Origin of the sequence: Cetobacterium sp. ZOR0034, assembly GCF_000799075.1 — a bacterium.
Taxonomy (GTDB): Bacteria; Fusobacteriota; Fusobacteriia; order Fusobacteriales; family Fusobacteriaceae; genus Cetobacterium_A.
On record NZ_JTLI01000013.1, the window covers coordinates 24,344 to 39,451 of the forward strand.

Annotated in this window: 18 protein-coding genes; 4 read left to right on the plus strand and 14 right to left on the minus strand. The window is 29.1% G+C overall.

The window, feature by feature from the left end; all coding sequences use genetic code 11:
* Positions 1-8: 8 nt before the first annotated feature.
* The 3 genes from tsaB to rfaE2 are packed head-to-tail and all read right to left on the minus strand — an operon-like array spanning position 9 to position 1,610.
* On the minus strand, positions 9-680 hold the full coding sequence (gene tsaB, locus L992_RS03795; protein WP_047380325.1) for a tRNA (adenosine(37)-N6)-threonylcarbamoyltransferase complex dimerization subunit type 1 TsaB: 672 nt from the start codon (positions 678-680) through the stop codon (positions 9-11).
* Entirely contained in the window at positions 661-1,137 is a 477-nt protein-coding gene (gene tsaE / locus L992_RS03800) for a tRNA (adenosine(37)-N6)-threonylcarbamoyltransferase complex ATPase subunit type 1 TsaE (protein WP_047394524.1), read from the minus strand. The genes tsaB and tsaE overlap by 20 nt, the downstream gene beginning before the upstream one ends.
* A gap of 11 nt (positions 1,138-1,148) precedes the next feature.
* Positions 1,149-1,610, minus strand: a complete 462-nt coding sequence (gene rfaE2 / locus L992_RS03805; protein ID WP_052191597.1) for a D-glycero-beta-D-manno-heptose 1-phosphate adenylyltransferase — start codon at positions 1,608-1,610, stop codon at positions 1,149-1,151.
* 115 nt (positions 1,611-1,725) lie between these two features.
* Here rfaE2 and ruvC point away from each other — a divergent pair, with 115 nt between their 5' ends.
* On the plus strand, positions 1,726-2,307 hold the full coding sequence (ruvC, locus tag L992_RS03810; protein WP_047380319.1) for a crossover junction endodeoxyribonuclease RuvC: 582 nt from the start codon (positions 1,726-1,728) through the stop codon (positions 2,305-2,307).
* Positions 2,308-2,350: 43 nt separating this feature from the next.
* Here the strand turns inward: ruvC and L992_RS03815 are convergent, their stop codons facing one another.
* Entirely contained in the window at positions 2,351-3,541 is a 1,191-nt protein-coding gene (locus tag L992_RS03815; RefSeq protein WP_047394530.1) for a pyridoxal phosphate-dependent aminotransferase, read from the minus strand.
* A 131-nt stretch (positions 3,542-3,672) separates the two neighbouring features.
* Between L992_RS03815 and L992_RS03820 the strand changes: the two genes are divergently transcribed.
* Positions 3,673-4,224, plus strand: a complete 552-nt coding sequence (locus L992_RS03820) for a DUF308 domain-containing protein (protein WP_047380317.1) — start codon at positions 3,673-3,675, stop codon at positions 4,222-4,224.
* A gap of 3 nt (positions 4,225-4,227) precedes the next feature.
* Here L992_RS03820 and L992_RS03825 read toward each other — a convergent pair whose 3' ends face one another.
* The 5 genes from L992_RS03825 to rpmE form a co-directional block, all read right to left on the minus strand.
* Positions 4,228-5,739 carry an oligosaccharide flippase family protein gene (locus tag L992_RS03825; RefSeq protein WP_047380315.1) on the minus strand — a complete coding sequence of 504 codons (1,512 nt, stop codon included), beginning with the start codon at positions 5,737-5,739 and terminating at the stop codon, positions 4,228-4,230.
* Positions 5,740-5,747: 8 nt separating this feature from the next.
* The gene (locus tag L992_RS03830) at positions 5,748-6,833 is read right to left on the minus strand and encodes a polysaccharide pyruvyl transferase family protein (protein WP_047394534.1); all 1,086 of its coding nucleotides are present in this window, start codon (positions 6,831-6,833) and stop codon (positions 5,748-5,750) included.
* An 11-nt stretch (positions 6,834-6,844) separates the two neighbouring features.
* A complete protein-coding gene (locus L992_RS03835; RefSeq protein ID WP_047394537.1) occupies positions 6,845-7,798 on the minus strand; it encodes a glycosyltransferase in 954 nt (317 codons plus the stop codon).
* A 68-nt stretch (positions 7,799-7,866) separates the two neighbouring features.
* On the minus strand, positions 7,867-8,490 hold the full coding sequence (gene upp, locus L992_RS03840; protein WP_047380311.1) for a uracil phosphoribosyltransferase: 624 nt from the start codon (positions 8,488-8,490) through the stop codon (positions 7,867-7,869).
* A 69-nt stretch (positions 8,491-8,559) separates the two neighbouring features.
* Positions 8,560-8,775 carry a 50S ribosomal protein L31 gene (rpmE, locus tag L992_RS03845; protein WP_047380309.1) on the minus strand — a complete coding sequence of 72 codons (216 nt, stop codon included), beginning with the start codon at positions 8,773-8,775 and terminating at the stop codon, positions 8,560-8,562.
* Between the two features lie 150 nt (positions 8,776-8,925).
* Here rpmE and L992_RS03850 point away from each other — a divergent pair, with 150 nt between their 5' ends.
* Both L992_RS03850 and L992_RS03855 read left to right on the plus strand, forming a co-directional pair.
* Entirely contained in the window at positions 8,926-9,546 is a 621-nt protein-coding gene (locus L992_RS03850; RefSeq protein ID WP_047380307.1) for a ribonuclease H family protein, read from the plus strand.
* 15 nt (positions 9,547-9,561) lie between these two features.
* Complete coding sequence (locus L992_RS03855) at positions 9,562-10,245, plus strand: TIGR02206 family membrane protein (protein WP_047394539.1); 684 nt, start codon at positions 9,562-9,564, stop codon at positions 10,243-10,245.
* Between the two features lie 38 nt (positions 10,246-10,283).
* Here the strand turns inward: L992_RS03855 and L992_RS03860 are convergent, their stop codons facing one another.
* Genes L992_RS03860 through L992_RS03880 form a run of 5 tightly spaced genes read right to left on the minus strand, consistent with a single transcriptional unit; the run spans position 10,284 to position 15,106 of the window.
* The gene (locus tag L992_RS03860; protein WP_047382531.1) at positions 10,284-10,859 is read right to left on the minus strand and encodes a YigZ family protein; all 576 of its coding nucleotides are present in this window, start codon (positions 10,857-10,859) and stop codon (positions 10,284-10,286) included.
* Between the two features lie 3 nt (positions 10,860-10,862).
* Positions 10,863-11,462, minus strand: coding sequence for a site-2 protease family protein (locus L992_RS03865; RefSeq protein ID WP_052191716.1), 600 nt, complete (start codon positions 11,460-11,462; stop codon positions 10,863-10,865).
* 30 nt (positions 11,463-11,492) lie between these two features.
* On the minus strand, positions 11,493-12,611 hold the full coding sequence (locus L992_RS03870) for a ComEC/Rec2 family competence protein (RefSeq protein WP_047394541.1): 1,119 nt from the start codon (positions 12,609-12,611) through the stop codon (positions 11,493-11,495).
* A gap of 18 nt (positions 12,612-12,629) precedes the next feature.
* Entirely contained in the window at positions 12,630-13,922 is a 1,293-nt protein-coding gene (locus L992_RS03875; protein WP_047382536.1) for an MFS transporter, read from the minus strand.
* Positions 13,919-15,106: a CCA tRNA nucleotidyltransferase gene (locus tag L992_RS03880; RefSeq protein WP_047394544.1), complete on the minus strand. Its 1,188-nt coding sequence runs from the start codon at positions 15,104-15,106 to the stop codon at positions 13,919-13,921. Before L992_RS03880 ends, L992_RS03875 begins: the two co-directional genes overlap by 4 nt.
* Positions 15,107-15,108 lie beyond the last annotated feature (2 nt).

Genomic DNA, 15,108 nt, shown 5'->3' on the forward strand with positions numbered 1-15,108 from the left:
CTCGATTTTTATTTTGCCTCTTTTTCTCTTTCAGCTTGTGACTTTGTAACATAATATGGTTCTAGTGTAAATAGATTATCCTCTTTCTCTACTGCTAATTCAGCTAACAGTGAAGCTCTAGAAACATTTATTGATTTTTTTATAAAAATAGCTTTATCACCCAATCTATTTCTGATTAACTCTTCATAAACTACAGCTCCATCACCAACAAAAACTGTTTCCTCTTCAATAGAGTTTAAAATATTTTCTAACTCTTCTGCCATATAGTCACCTTCTAAAATAAAGGCTCCATTCTCTTTCTTATATACTCCAGCAAATACTCTTTCCTTTCTTGCATCTAACATAGCTACAACTTTTTTATCTCCAGTATAAGTCTGAGCCAGTAAATCTAGCTCATTTATTCCTGCAATTGATTTTTTTAAAGCATAGGCTAATCCTTTTGCTAGTCCAACTCCAATTCTAATTCCAGTAAACGATCCTGGACCAATACTCACCGCAATCTTATCAATGGTTTTTTTATCCACACCTGTTAAATTAAAAAGTGTATCAATCGTTGTCATCGTTATCGCCGAGTGGTTTTGTTTTACGTTTAAAGTTATCTCTCCTACCAATCCTTTTTTATCATCATACAGAGCAACTGTCCCTATATTTGTAGATGTATCAATAGCTAAAATCAACATATTTTAACATCTCCTCCTCTTTTTCTTTATCTCCAACATACTCTAAATTTACAGCTCTAACCTCTAAGTCATCGGTTTCTAAAGCATATTCAAACTCTATTCTTATATATTTTTTAGGCAGTTCACTTTCAATTATATTTGCCCACTCTATAAGAGCAACACCATCGTTATTTATATAATCCTCATATCCTATCTCATAGATTTCGTCTGCACTCCCAAGTCTGTATACATCAAAATGATATAAAGGTAATCTTCCATCTAAATACTCCAATACATAATTGAATGTTGGACTTTTTAAATTTTCCTCTATTCCCAACTCTTTTGCAAAGTTTTTTGTAAACGTAGTTTTCCCAGTACCTAAATCACCAATCAATGCTACTACTGTATTTGGCAAAACATAGTCTGCTAACTTTTTAGCCAAAGCATTAATCTCTTCAAATTTTAATATCTTTCTCACTAACTTTTCACCTATCCTTGTATCTTGTTAACTATATTTGTTGTAGATTTCCCTTCAACAAATCCTAAAATTCTTACTTCTCCACCATTTTTTTCAACAATCTTTGTTTCTGGTAAATCATCCTTTGTGTAATCTCCACCTTTTACATGAATTGATGGCTTTAATTCGTCTAAAAGCTCACATGGAGTATCCTCCTCAAAAATAACTGTATAGTCTACAGCTTTTAAACCACATAACATCTCTGCCCTATCTAACTCACTGTTGATTGGTCTTGATTCACCCTTTAATCTTTTCACCGAAGCATCCGAGTTAACACCTACAATTAAGATGTCCCCCTGTCTTTTAGCTTCGTTTAAATAAGTCAAATGTCCAACATGTAAAATATCGAAGCATCCATTTGTAAATACTACTTTTTTATTTTGCTTTTTTAACTCTTCTATTAACTGTGCTGCCATAGCTCTTTTTAAAATCATATATCTCTCTCCTAATATCATCATTTTTGTTTTTATTATACCATAATTTTTAAACTTATATACACCCGCTAGTTTTTTTTCTTTCTACATGTTAAACTAAAGCGAGGTGATTTTTTTGAGAATTTTAGGTATCGATCCAGGAACAGCTATTGTTGGATATTCTATTGTGGATTATAAAGAAAATAAGATTGTTCTTATAAAATATGGCTGTATTTTTACAGATAAAAATTTAGCTATGGAGGATAGACTTCTTCAAATTTTTGATGAGCTAGAAGAGATTATAGATTTATACTCACCACAATTTATGGCGATAGAGGAACTTTTCTTCTTCAAAAATAATAAAACAGTTATCAGTGTTGGACAAGCTAGGGGAGTTATTGTTTTAGCTGGAAAAAGAAAAAATCTTCAAATTGAAAACTATACCCCTTTACAAGTGAAAATGGGAATAACTGGATATGGAAAAGCTGATAAGAAACAGGTTCAATTGATGGTTCAAAAAATATTAAAACTTGATGAGATTCCAAAGCCAGATGATGCAGCCGATGCTATCGCTGTTGCCATAACTCATATAAACTCATTAACAAACTCTTTATACTCACCAAAAGTTACTCTTACTCCTCCAACTAAAGTTGAAAAGGAGATAAAAAGTAATAGAATGACAGCAAAAGAGTTTCGTGAGCTTCTATTAAAAAAATAAAAAAATTAGGTGTCAGAATATTTTTCTGACACCTTTTTTATATCTACTTTGAATTATATTTTTTTAATCCTAACTCAATTATTTTTACAGCTTTTTCTAATCTATCTAAGTCTAGAGCATAAGATATTCTAACCTTATTTACTCCTAATTCCTCTCTTTGATAGAATCCTTTTGCTGGTGTTAACATAACAGTTGAGTTATCATATGAAAACTCTCCCAATAACCATTTTGAAAACTCTGTTGCATCCTCTACTGGAAGTTGAACAATACAATAGAAAGCTCCCTCAGGTTTATTTAATACTACACCCTCTATATTTTTTAATCCTTCATATAGGAAATCTCTTCTCTCCATATACTTTGCATTTACAGCTTCATAGTAAGCTCTATCTTTACATCTATAAAGAGCTTCTGCTCCAACCATATCTAAAGTTGAAATAGATAGTCTTGATTGGCAAAGCTTTAAAATATATGCCATGAATTCTTTATTTTTATTTAAAATCGTTCCTACTCTAGCTCCACATGTTGAGAATCTTTTTGATATTGAATCTATCAAAATAATTCTCTCTAAATTGTCACTAAATGTTCCGCAGCTAACTGTATCTTTTCCATCATAGATAAACTCTCTGTAAACCTCATCACTGATTAAAAATAAATTTTTCTCCTTAGAAATCTCATTTAACATAAGCAGTTCATCTTTTGAATAAACTGAACCTGTTGGATTCCCTGGATTTGAAAACATTATTGCCTTTGTTTTCTCTGTTACTAAACTTTCGATAACCTCTTTTTTTGGCAACTTAAAGTTATCTTCGAATTGAGTTGGTATCCCCACAACCTTTATCCCTAACATTGCAAAGAAACTATTGTAATTTGCATAATATGGTTCTGGAATCAAAACCTCTTCTCCTGCATCAAAAAGTGTCATCAACGTAAATAGTAGTGCTTCACTTCCTCCAGCAGTTATTAAGATTTCATCACTGTTATAATCCATCCCTAAATTTTTATAATATCCTTTTACTGAGTCTATTAACTCTTTTCTCCCCGAAGAGTCTGAATACGCTATTGTTTCTTGTCCAAAATTCTCTATTGCTTCAAAAAACTCCTTTGGAGTTTCTAAATCTGGTTGTCCTATATTTAAATGTATAATGTCTATCCCAGCTTCTTTAGCTTTTTTCGAGTATGGTATCAACTCTCTTACAGGAGATGTTTTTAAGTTTTGTATATTTTTTGAAAACATCTGTCCCTCCTAAGCAAACTTTTTAATATTATACCAAGCTCTTGCCTTTATGTGAAGTTTTTTTTGATTGAAGTGTAAACTAATCTTTGATATAATTTCATCAACAACTATTCTTTAAGGGAGAATTTATAATGAAGGTAAATTTCAAATCATTTTTCTTAACATTGGGGATTTTTTATGTTTTAATCGGAGCTCTTGGAATTAGCAATATGGGATTTTTTAATAAAAATATTGAATATATTTTAAGTACCGTTCTATTTTTAAATGGAGCTTATCATATATTCTATTCTACAAGTAATAGAAAAAGTCCATACTTCCATTGGGGGCTTGTTTTAGCAGAGGGAATTATCGAACTTATCTCTGTTGCAATTATTCTTTTAAACACTTTTACCAGCCAGTTATTCTTTACAAGTTACATCGGTGTTCTTCTTTGTTTAAAGGGACTAATTTTAATCTTAGGAAGAGACAATAAATTTACTTCGTGGGAAAAAACAAATGCTAAAGTTAGAGTTCTCGTAATCGTAAAAGGACTTTTACATTTCCTTTTTGGATCTTTAATTGTAGTTTTACCTTTGCTTACTGACAAAGCTGTTTACATAGTTTTCGGATGGTATATTCTATTTTTAGGAATCCACTTCTTAACAGAGGAATATATGGGTAACAAAAAAAGTGATGAAATCTAATCATCACTTTTTTATTTTATCCAATAGTTTCAAAATTGGAATTTGTGATTTCTCATAATCGTTTAATGCCATTATCCAAATTAATATTGAATATAAAATCGTATATATCCCAGTTTTAATTATAAAGTTTAGATAATCTACATTATTTAAATAAGTATTTAAAATAATTCCAAAAAGCATTGTAATCCCAATTGGAATTGACATTTTAAATATATTTTTCCAAAATCTAATTATATCCAATCCAACAACAACTTTATAATATATATTCATTATTATTATTTGACCTAATATAAAAGATATTCCTGTAGCGATAGCACAACCTATCGCTCCATATTTTTTCACTAAAAAAATACTCATTCCTAAATTTAAAAATGCTATTATCAAATATACAACAGATCTAAATTGGTGCATATTTTTAGCTTGCATTATACTTACACCGATACTCTGAATTAAAGGAACTGTAAGGGGTATCATTATCCATAAAGCTATTCTATATGCTTCTACATATTCTTTTCCTACCCAAAGAGTTATAAAATCTTTACCAAACAAAACAAACCCTGAAGATATCAATCCCAAAAGAATATATTGTAATCTTCCAACCTTTAAAAATAGTTCATCTATTTCAGTATGTCTTCCTTCTACAATTAATCTATTTATTCTTGGAAATAAAACTCCAGCTATAGCTGATGCAAAGCCAGTATAAAGAGTATTAAAAATAGCACCTACAGAATATACTGCTACTCCAGTTACTCCGATATACTTTCCTATTATAACTCTATCTGTCCCCCAATATATCTGGTCTATAAGAACATTTAAAAATATGAAAAATGAATATGTAAATATCTCTTTCAAAATATGAGTATCAAACCTTGAGAATCTTATTCTCATTCCCAATTTTATTGCATAAGCTATATCAAAAAAATATGAAGTTATTGCAAAGAACAGTGTTGATAGTGTCACACTGATCAATCCAAATCCATTTATCATTAGTAATGCACCTACAATTGGATTTAATATCATTGTCAATAACTTTAATCCTCTTTGATATATAAACTTCTCTTTAGAAGCTATATTTGTTGAAAAAATAGTCAATGGAAATGATAGAATTACATTCAAAGACAGTATTATAAAAACCATTTTTGTTTTTTGTAATTCAATTGTTGTAAATCTCTCTCCAAAAAATGTTTCTATATTAATATATATATAACTTCCTATAACTATTGCCAAAGTCATAAGAATAGAAAAAATTAATAAAAACATTCCATTTAAAGATTTTTCCTCTTCTAATTTACCCTCTGTTCTATATCTAACAGTATATCTCAGCATTGTATTTCCAAGTCCTAAATTCAAAATAGAAATATATCCCATTATAGATTGAACCAAAGAGTTTATTCCATAGTCTGCCGGACCTAAATATCTCATGTATAGTGGTGTATATATAATCTGAATTAAAGAACTCATTATAATTGTTAGCATTGATAATACTGTTCCTATTTTCAACTCATTTTTTACCATAGCACTACCTATATCGATAAAAATTCATCTAGCTTTAAGAAGTGTTTTTCTCCATTTTCAGAGGCTTTCGCTAAAACTTCATCCGATAATGCTAAATTTTCTTTATATTTTTCATAGTTCAAATTCTTTAAATTATCTAGCGATGCAAAATTTCCTTTAAACTCTATATCCTCTAAAACATTTGTCATTTTTTTACTATATGTTATTGGGAAGACAGGCTTCTTAAAAATAAATCCTAGTATCATTGCATGGAATCTTGTTGCAACCACACTCTCAGCTTTATTAATTATATCTAGAGCCTCATTTATATCCCCTCTATAAAGATACTTTGTAATATGCTTATGTTGCTCATTCGGAATCATATTCAGTAATTTATTTATCGCTTCTTCATCTTTTTCGCCTTGGCAGAACGACATAAACTTAACTTTTTTACCAGATTTTATAATATCTAACGTTAAGGTTTTTAATCTATTGAAGTATTCAGATTCTATTCCTGTGAACCCAGGTCTTCCTGAAGGTAATACTATTGAGAATAAAACATAGTTCTCAGCTTCTACAGGTTCTATTTTTAAACTAAATACAATATCATTTCCATACCTAACATTTTCTAAATCTTCAAAAATTTCATATGAATATCTCTCTCTGAAACAAACATCTTTACAACTTTTGAAAAATTCGTGATACATATCTCTAAATGCTTCATTTTTATATGGACCAAAATTTGCTCCTAATATAAAATAATTTTTTCCGAAATCTAAGTTTCTCTCTCTGACTTTAAAATCTTCCTCTGAAAAATCATTTTCTATAAATATAGAACCTCCTATATTCACTACACCATCTAACTCTCTCGCCTTCAAATCTTCTAATATATTTGGAACTCCAAATTTTCTTCCTAAACGAAATAAAATTTTCTTAGCAAATGTATTGTTATAAAGTATATTCAAATTATTACTATCTATACCTTTCAATCTTTCATACTCTGGTGTTGCATAAAGATAAAATTCTGTATCTTTATATCTTTCACAAAGCATTTTTATAAAAAGGTCATCACCTAAATTCAACTGGGCATACGCCTTTATTAATATTTTTTTCACTTTCCCTCACCCTATTTTTTTGTTAGTATCTTCTTATACTTTTTTAAACCCATCATTTTCAATCTAAAAATTCTAAAAGAATAGTAAAGTCTTATTTCAAAAGTTTTTAATTCTGAAAATCTTCCTATCTCTTCTTTTATTTTTAAATAAAACTTTTTCCAGTCTTCGACTTTATTTTCACTTAATCTTTGTAAAACGTCAAATGGATACATTATACCATGATACTTAAAGCATTCTCTAACTTTATCTATATTCTTCTCATATACTTCATTTTTTTTATAAAAAGCTATAAGTTCATCTATAACTAAATATATATCTGTTCTATTCTTATAATTATTTGATACAGAACCACTGTTCATAAAATAATTATAATACGGTTTATCAATAGAAACAACTTTTTTACTGAAGAAAAAACACATAAAGTTAAAAAACATATCCTCTCCTGTATAAATATCTAATAAAAATTGAATATTATTTTTTTCAATCATCTCTTTTTTGTAAATTTTATTACAAGGAGATGAAAACCACTCTGTAGTACAATCTGTATATCTATCCTTGTCATCTCTTTCTGGAACTTTAACTTTTGATAAAACACTTCCCGATTCATCTAATTTTTTAAATCCACAAATTACAATATCTGCTCTCTCTTTTTCTGCTACGTTCACCATATCTTTGTACATATTTTCATCTATCCAATCATCTGAATCTAAAAATGCAACGTATTTATTTTCTACTAAAGAAAGACCTAAATTCCTAGCTGCACTACATCCACCATTTTTCACTTTTTTATAACTTATATTTAAATTTTGCTCAGCTAAGTTTTCACAAATTTCTGAAGTGCTATCTTTTGATCCATCATCAATAATGATTATCTGAATCCCTTTTAAAGTTTGATTCAAAACAGATTTTACACATCTCTCAATATATTTTTCTACATTATAAGCTGGAATTATAACACTTAACATCTTTTCCCTCCTCAGACTTTATCTCTATGAAAAATAAAAAGGGTGGACATAAGACCACCCGTTTATAATTATTTTGTTCCAAATATTCTGTCTCCACAGTCTCCTAAACCTGGATAAATATATCCGTTTGAATCTAAACCTTGGTCTATTTTAGCTGTATAAATAGCAACATCTGGATGCGTTTGTAATACTTTTGCAATTCCTTCAGGTGCAGCTACTAAACACATAAATACTATATTTTTAACTCCAGATTGCTTTAAGTAATCAATCGCATATATAGCTGATCCTCCTGTTGCTAACATTGGATCTACTAATATAACTTGTTTATTTTGTACATCTACAGGAAGTTTGCAGTAATAGTATACTGGTTCTAGAGTTTCTTCATCTCTATAAACACCTATATGCCCTATTTTAGCTGTAGGAATTAATGAAACGATTCCATCTACCATCCCTAATCCGGCTCTTAAAATAGGTACAACTGCGATATTTGTTCCTAATGTATATCCAGTTGTTTTCATCAGAGGAGTTTGAACCTCTATCTCTTCTAGAACTAAATTCTTTGTTACTTCATAAGTCATTAACTTAGAAATTTCATTTAAGTTCTCTCTAAAAGACTTTGTGTCAGTCTCCTTATTTCTTAATATTGTTAATTTGTGTTGTATTAATGGATGATTTATCTCTATTACAGCCATTTTAACCTCCCTGTTACTTATACTTTAAAAAAAAACAGGACATAGTCCCGTTTTCTTATTTCTTATTTCTTATTTCTTTAATCCAAACTTCTTGTTGAATTGCTCTACTCTTCCAGCAGCGTCTACGAACTTAGCTTTTCCAGTGTAGAATGGGTGGCAGTTAGCACATACAGCTATTTTAAGCTCTGCGTCCTTTGCGTTCATTGTTGATCTTGTTTCGAACTTGTTTCCACAAGTACAGTCAACAGTAATTAATTTGTAATCAGGATGAATTCCTTTTCTCATTATTGTCACCTTCCTATAATCTTTCTATTTATCGTAAAGATTTTATCATAATTTTTTGACTTTTGCAACATTTTTTTGGCCTCAACATAAAGTTTTTTATTTTTATAAAATTTTATGATAAAATATTATAAAAAAGATAAAAGGAGAGTTATGGCTACTAAATATTATGCTTTTATTATAGATAATGAAAAATACTCTTCCATTGTTACTTCTTGGCCAGAATGTCAACAATTAACAAAAGGAAAGAAAGCGAGATATAAATCTTTCAAAACAGAAAAAGAAGCTAAAGAGTGGCTTGCTCAAGGTGGAATCTACGAAGATAAAAAACAGAAACTAAAAGAAGCTAAAGAAAAACTTATCGAAGGAATCTATTTTGATGCTGGAACTGGAAGAGGAATTGGTGTTGAAGTTAGAGTAACAGATATCAAAGGAATATCTCTTCTTGATAACATCATGCCAGAACATATGATAAATGAATTTGGAAACTATTTAGCACCAGAAGGAAGTACTAATAACTATGGTGAATTAATAGGAATATATCTAGCTATCGATATCGCAATTAGAAGAAACAATTTAAAAATTTTTGGAGATAGCAAATTAATTATTGATTATTGGTCTAAAGGGCATTATAATAAATCGTCATTAAATGAAAAAACAGTAAACCTTATCAAAAAAACCGCTGCAAGAAGAGAACAGTTCGAAAATATTGGTGGAAAAATTGAACATGTCTCTGGTGATATCAATCCTGCAGATTTAGGTTTTCATAAATAATACTAGGAGGATTTAATGGAGTTTGAACTATTTGACAAGCTACACTTTTTTTATCTTTTGGGATATTCGTTAGTTTTTGTTTTTCTTTATTTTGGAGTTAAATATAATCCACAGCCTAAAAAAGTTATGAGAGTAATATCTTTAATTATTTTAATGATAAAATGTGGTGAACTTTTTATTAGATATAAGTTAATTGGAGAAGCTTGGTATTCTCTACTTCCACTACATCTTTGTAATATCACTCTTATTTTTGCAGTATTGGGTACTATTCTTAGATTTACTCCATTTTTATACGCAACATTCTTTTGGTCAATCGGAGCTGTGTTTGCACTACTAACACCTGAAGTTAGAGAAACTTTTCCACATTTCTTCAACATCAGTTTTTTCTCAACACACTGCTACATAATTTTTGTTGCTGTTACAGAATACAAAATTTTCAAATTGAGACCATCTCTAGAATCTTGGACAGGTTCATTTCTTGGTCTAAACATTATTGCTGCAGGCGTATTTCTTATAAATAATGTTCTTGGAACTAACTATTTATATATAAATAGAAAGCCTAGCTTCCAATCACCACTTCAGTATTTTGGAGAGTGGCCATACTATATAATAGTTGTTGAATTTGCATATATCATTTTAACTTTACTGCTATTATTTTTATTCAGAAAAAAAGATTACAAAATAAAAGTAAACAGGTAGAACTTTAAAGTTCTACCTGTTTACTTTTATTATATATTTTAAATTATAACCAAAATATCTTTTAACTCTCTTAGTTTTTCTAAAGTATCTTCTGACACTTTAACTCTATAAGTAACTCTCTCATTGAAATCTTTATTTAATAACTCATCGTTCCCAGATATTAATAACGAATCAATCTCATTTATTCTCTCATAAGAAAAATCTAAAAGGCATTCATGACGCTCTATAAACTCTGCAATTTCTCCTTCTAAAACTGCTAATTTTGCTGTCTTGGCATAGTTTCTTACCAATCCTCCCGCACCTAATTTTATTCCTCCAAAATATCTTGTAGCCACAACTACAACATTATTTACATCCATATAAGTTAAAATCTCTCCCATAGGCTTTCCTGCCGTTCCACTTGGCTCTCCATCGTCATCAGCTTTAAAATACTCTTGACCATTATCTATGACTCTATATACTGTACAATTATGAGTCGCATCTGGATGCATCTCTCTTATCATTTCTATGAAATCTTCGGCTTCTTCTTTAGTTGAGATAGGCTTTGCATATCCTATAAACTTTGATTTCCTTTCTTCAAACTCTATTCTTACTGCTTTTTTTATGCTTTTCATTCTTTAACTCCTAATTATTAAATCTACTACTCCTATTATAAAACTATAAATAGGCGACATTATTTTACTTAAAATACCAAAATAGCTAAGTCCTAATATAAGAAATATTCCATAACTATCTATCGTAAATATTTTAATTCTATTTTCATCATTCAAAAATGAAGCTATAACTCTTGATCCATCTAACGGAGGAATTGGTAAAAGATTAAATGTTCCCAACGCCATATTTATTATAATAAAATATACTGATAAATCATTGAATGGAATTATATGAAATCTTATTAAAAGAGCTCCAATTATCATCATTGAATAGTTTGTTAAAACTCCAGCTATAGAAACCAAAAACTCTCCAACTCTTCCATTTTTAAAAGCAAAATAATTTACTGGAACTGGCTTTGCCCAGCCAAAAACAAAATTACTACCACTTAAAAGCATTACAACTGGTATTAATGCCCCAATTGGATCTAAATGCTTCAAAGGATTCAAAGATAGTCTTCCTGAATATTTAGCTGTTTTATCTCCACAAAAAAGTGCCATATATCCGTGGGCTAACTCATGTAAAACCAAAGAAAATAGCAAAATTATAACCTTAAATACGAACATTCTCATCACCTCACAAATAGATTATCATATCTATAATTCTAAAGTCAAATACGGAATCTGATTTAATATTGTAACTACTTCTATTAAAAATATATAACTTAAATTTAAAACAGGCATTATCAAAAATTCTAGATAAAAATTTGATAAAAAAAGAGCTATAAAACTAGTAATCACAACTAGCGAAGCTATTGGAATTAAAATAATATTACTTAAAAACGAAAACAATGGTAAATTTTTAAAAAATAGATAAAATATTGGAGTCATACAAAGTTGAATTGTCAGACTCAATACCATCGCATTCAAAATTTTATTTACAAAATCTTTTTTAAATTTTTTTATTTTAGGTATTTTTTCATATATAAAAACTATTGAAAAGACCGCTATATAAGACATCCAAAAAGAAATCGTATAAATCCAAGTTGGATAGATTATCAAAGATAATATAAAAGCTATAAAAAATGATTTTTTTGTACTAGCTTTTTCATAGAATATATTACTCAAAAGATATATAGAACCCATTATATAGGCTCGAAATACTGATGGTGATCTACCTATCCCTAAAACATATAGTGTTAATATTCCTAATGCTAAAATATATCTTTCTCTTTTCGGAATGTTTAATTTTAATAGCATATATGTAACTCCTGAAACAATAACTCCTATGTGTAATCCTGAGATTACCAGTATATGAGCTGCTCCTGTATATCTGAACATCTCTTTTAAATCATCAGCTAATAAATATCCCTCCCCCAAAAGTATCGCTTTAAAAAAAAGAAGCAAATCTATCGAATATTCTTCTGTCATCTTGTTTACTCTATTTCTAAAAAAAACTTTAAAAAAATTTTCGTTTTCTATAACTTCTTCACTATTTAAATAATATGTCGCTCCCCATTTTGATATTTTTATTTTTTGTACCTCTCCCAAAATAACTTTGTGTCCATCTTCAACTTTATCAACGGTAAAAAATAGATTTTTTTTAGGATATTTTCCATTTATCTTTTCAATTTGTCCTCTTCCAGCGTCTACTCGTGCAGTAATTTGAACTATATCTCCAACCTCAACTCTCTCTTTAAAAGTCATAAAATTTAACCTTAAAAAGAAAATTGAGGCAAAAACTATTATTAATGCCCCAATCCCTATTCGCTTCAACTCTCCTCCTAATTAAAACTATTCACTATATTTAAAATAAAATATATATGAGATTACAAAGGATACTGCTGAAAATATTGCCGCTGAGTAGATTCCAAACTTTGTTACCTCTCCAGTTCCACCTAAAACCAACATCAACGGTAGTATCACTATCGACACTAAAAATGCCATTTTTAAAAAGAATCCTTGAATTCCAAAGCAAACTCCCTCAATTCTATTGTTAATTCTTTTACTAATCTTCTCACTTATATCACTCATCATAGCTGGTGGAAATATAAATGCTGCTCCAGATATTGGAATTCCTAAAAGCCCAAATATTAAAAAGCCATATTTTACTGGAATAACTTTTCCAAGAAGTGCTAATCCTATAGTTAAAACTATTAAAGCTATTAACGACGCCAACATAATTTTTCTATACCCAAATCTTCTTGACAATTTATTTACAGGATAGAAAAATAAAGCTGAGGCTCCAAATAACAGTGCCGAGGCTATTGTTATTGTTTCTTTTCCATATCCCATAATATCCTCTACATAATAGTTCATCATTGCTCTCAACGAGTTAAATCCTACGAAGAAGAAGAGTAATCCTAAAAGATAGTACAAGAAATCTCTATCTTTTATAACTTCTTTTAATATCTCTTTTATAGCTCCTACATTTTCAACAGGTCTTGAATATTTTTTTTCAGGAACTAAAAAAACAGTCACAAAAAGTCCTAAGACACATAAGATACTCAATGAAATAACCATTCCTCTAATTCCGACTAAAGTATCCCCTTTTCCAAAATACTTTATCAAAATTCCAGGTAATATCATAGCTATAGCACTGTATACTAATCTAAATACAGATTGCCATGTCGATAGATTTAATCTCTCCTCTGAATTCTCTCCTATCTCTGGAATTAAAGCGTTATATGGAGCACCTACTATTGTATAAAAAGTAAAAAATAACGATCCAACCATTGCTAGATATAAGAATGTAGATTTTTCACTGCTAAGCGGTGGATAGAAAAAAGCCACTGTTGCCAATCCTAGTGGAATAGCACCTGCTGCTATAAATGGAATCCTTCTCCCCCATCTGCTGTTAAACTTATCAGATAAATAACCTACCACTGGATCTGAAATCATATCTACAACTCTCGATATGGCTAAGGCTAGAGAAATTAATACTGGTGCTAAAAACGGTTTTAACCCTGAATTTTCAGGTGGTAAGTAAAAATATAGTATCCACTGTGCAAATATTTGATCTACTATTGCATAACTAACTCCTACTCCATAAAATATCTGCGTTGACAAAGGTATTCTCGGTTTCAATTTTTCTCCTCCTTTATTAATTTCATTAAATAATTTCTACTGTTAAATCTCGGATTTTGTAAAACACTCTCTAAACATCTCTCTAAATTCAATTTTATTTTTTTTCCATCAGTTACTCCTAAAGAGATAATATCTTTTCCTGAAATAACTAAATCTTTTAAAAATATTGGTTCATTATTTTCTAAAATCTCTTTTAAAAAAATCTCTAAATTCGAAATTTCTCTCTCTAGTTTTTCTAATACTAAAATATCTTTAAAATCCTCTAAACCAATAAGAGATATCATTTTTTTTACATCATATTTAGTTTTAATATTTTTAAAGTTTTCTTTTTGATTGATTATATTCAAAATTGATTTTTTACTTTTATTATCTAATTTTAATTTTGAAAGTTCCTCTTTAGATTTAAAAAATATAATTGCTAACTCTAAATTTAATCTATCTATTTGTTTTATTTTATCTAAAACTCCGGTTAAATCCATTTTTTTAGAAGTTTCTGGAAAAAGTTCTTCAAAAATTTGAAGTTTGTTTAATAGATAAAATGACTCTACTCTATTTTCACCCTTTAACATTTTAAAAATTTCATCTTGTACTCTCTCAATTGAAACTCTTTGTATCTCTTTTTTATTTTTAATCATATTGTCTTCAACACTCTTCAATATAAATAACTTTTTCTCTCCAGCAATTCGAATTCCTCTCAATATTCTTAGAGGATCCTCCTTTATTCTTTCTTCTCCCTCTCCTACAAATCTTAAAATTCGATTTTCAATATCTTTTAAAGATTCATTTGATGGATATATTATCCTCTCTCCATCAAATGCTATTGCATTAACTGTAAAATCTCTTCTTTTTAAATCCTCGTATATATCACTTACAAACTCGACCTCTACTACATTTCTATTCTCTGTAAATCCTATCTCTCTACGCAGTTTAGCTATTTCATAACTTTTACCATTATATATAATCTGGATAATACCAAAAGCTTTTCCTATCTCTTTCGGTGAACACTCTGCAAAAATAACCTTCAATTTTTCATAATCTATATCTGTACAAAAGTCACAATCTTTTGGTTCTATTCCTAATAGGTAATCTCTAATATAACCTCCGACAATATAACCTTTTCCATAACTATTCAATCTATTTAAAATCCATTTTAAATCATCTGTTATTTTTATTTTACTTTTCATCT

Bases quoted from the DNA above. Each gene is read 5' to 3' on its own strand.
- L992_RS03855 (WP_047394539.1), top strand. From the start codon at position 9,562: ATGGAGTTTGAACTATTTGACAAGCTACACTTTTTTTATCTTTTGGGA.
- tsaB (WP_047380325.1), bottom strand. From the start codon at position 680: ATGTTGATTTTAGCTATTGATACATCTACAAATATAGGGACAGTTGCT.
- rfaE2 (WP_052191597.1), bottom strand. From the start codon at position 1,610: ATGATTTTAAAAAGAGCTATGGCAGCACAGTTAATAGAAGAGTTAAAA.
- upp (WP_047380311.1), bottom strand. From the start codon at position 8,490: ATGGCTGTAATAGAGATAAATCATCCATTAATACAACACAAATTAACA.
- L992_RS03850 (WP_047380307.1), top strand. From the start codon at position 8,926: ATGGCTACTAAATATTATGCTTTTATTATAGATAATGAAAAATACTCT.
- L992_RS03825 (WP_047380315.1), bottom strand. From the start codon at position 5,739: ATGGTAAAAAATGAGTTGAAAATAGGAACAGTATTATCAATGCTAACA.
- L992_RS03865 (WP_052191716.1), bottom strand. From the start codon at position 11,462: ATGTTCGTATTTAAGGTTATAATTTTGCTATTTTCTTTGGTTTTACAT.
- rpmE (WP_047380309.1), bottom strand. From the start codon at position 8,775: ATGAGAAAAGGAATTCATCCTGATTACAAATTAATTACTGTTGACTGT.
- L992_RS03820 (WP_047380317.1), top strand. From the start codon at position 3,673: ATGAAGGTAAATTTCAAATCATTTTTCTTAACATTGGGGATTTTTTAT.
- L992_RS03815 (WP_047394530.1), bottom strand. From the start codon at position 3,541: ATGTTTTCAAAAAATATACAAAACTTAAAAACATCTCCTGTAAGAGAG.
- L992_RS03880 (WP_047394544.1), bottom strand. From the start codon at position 15,106: ATGAAAAGTAAAATAAAAATAACAGATGATTTAAAATGGATTTTAAAT.
- L992_RS03835 (WP_047394537.1), bottom strand. From the start codon at position 7,798: ATGTTAAGTGTTATAATTCCAGCTTATAATGTAGAAAAATATATTGAG.
- L992_RS03860 (WP_047382531.1), bottom strand. From the start codon at position 10,859: ATGAAAAGCATAAAAAAAGCAGTAAGAATAGAGTTTGAAGAAAGGAAA.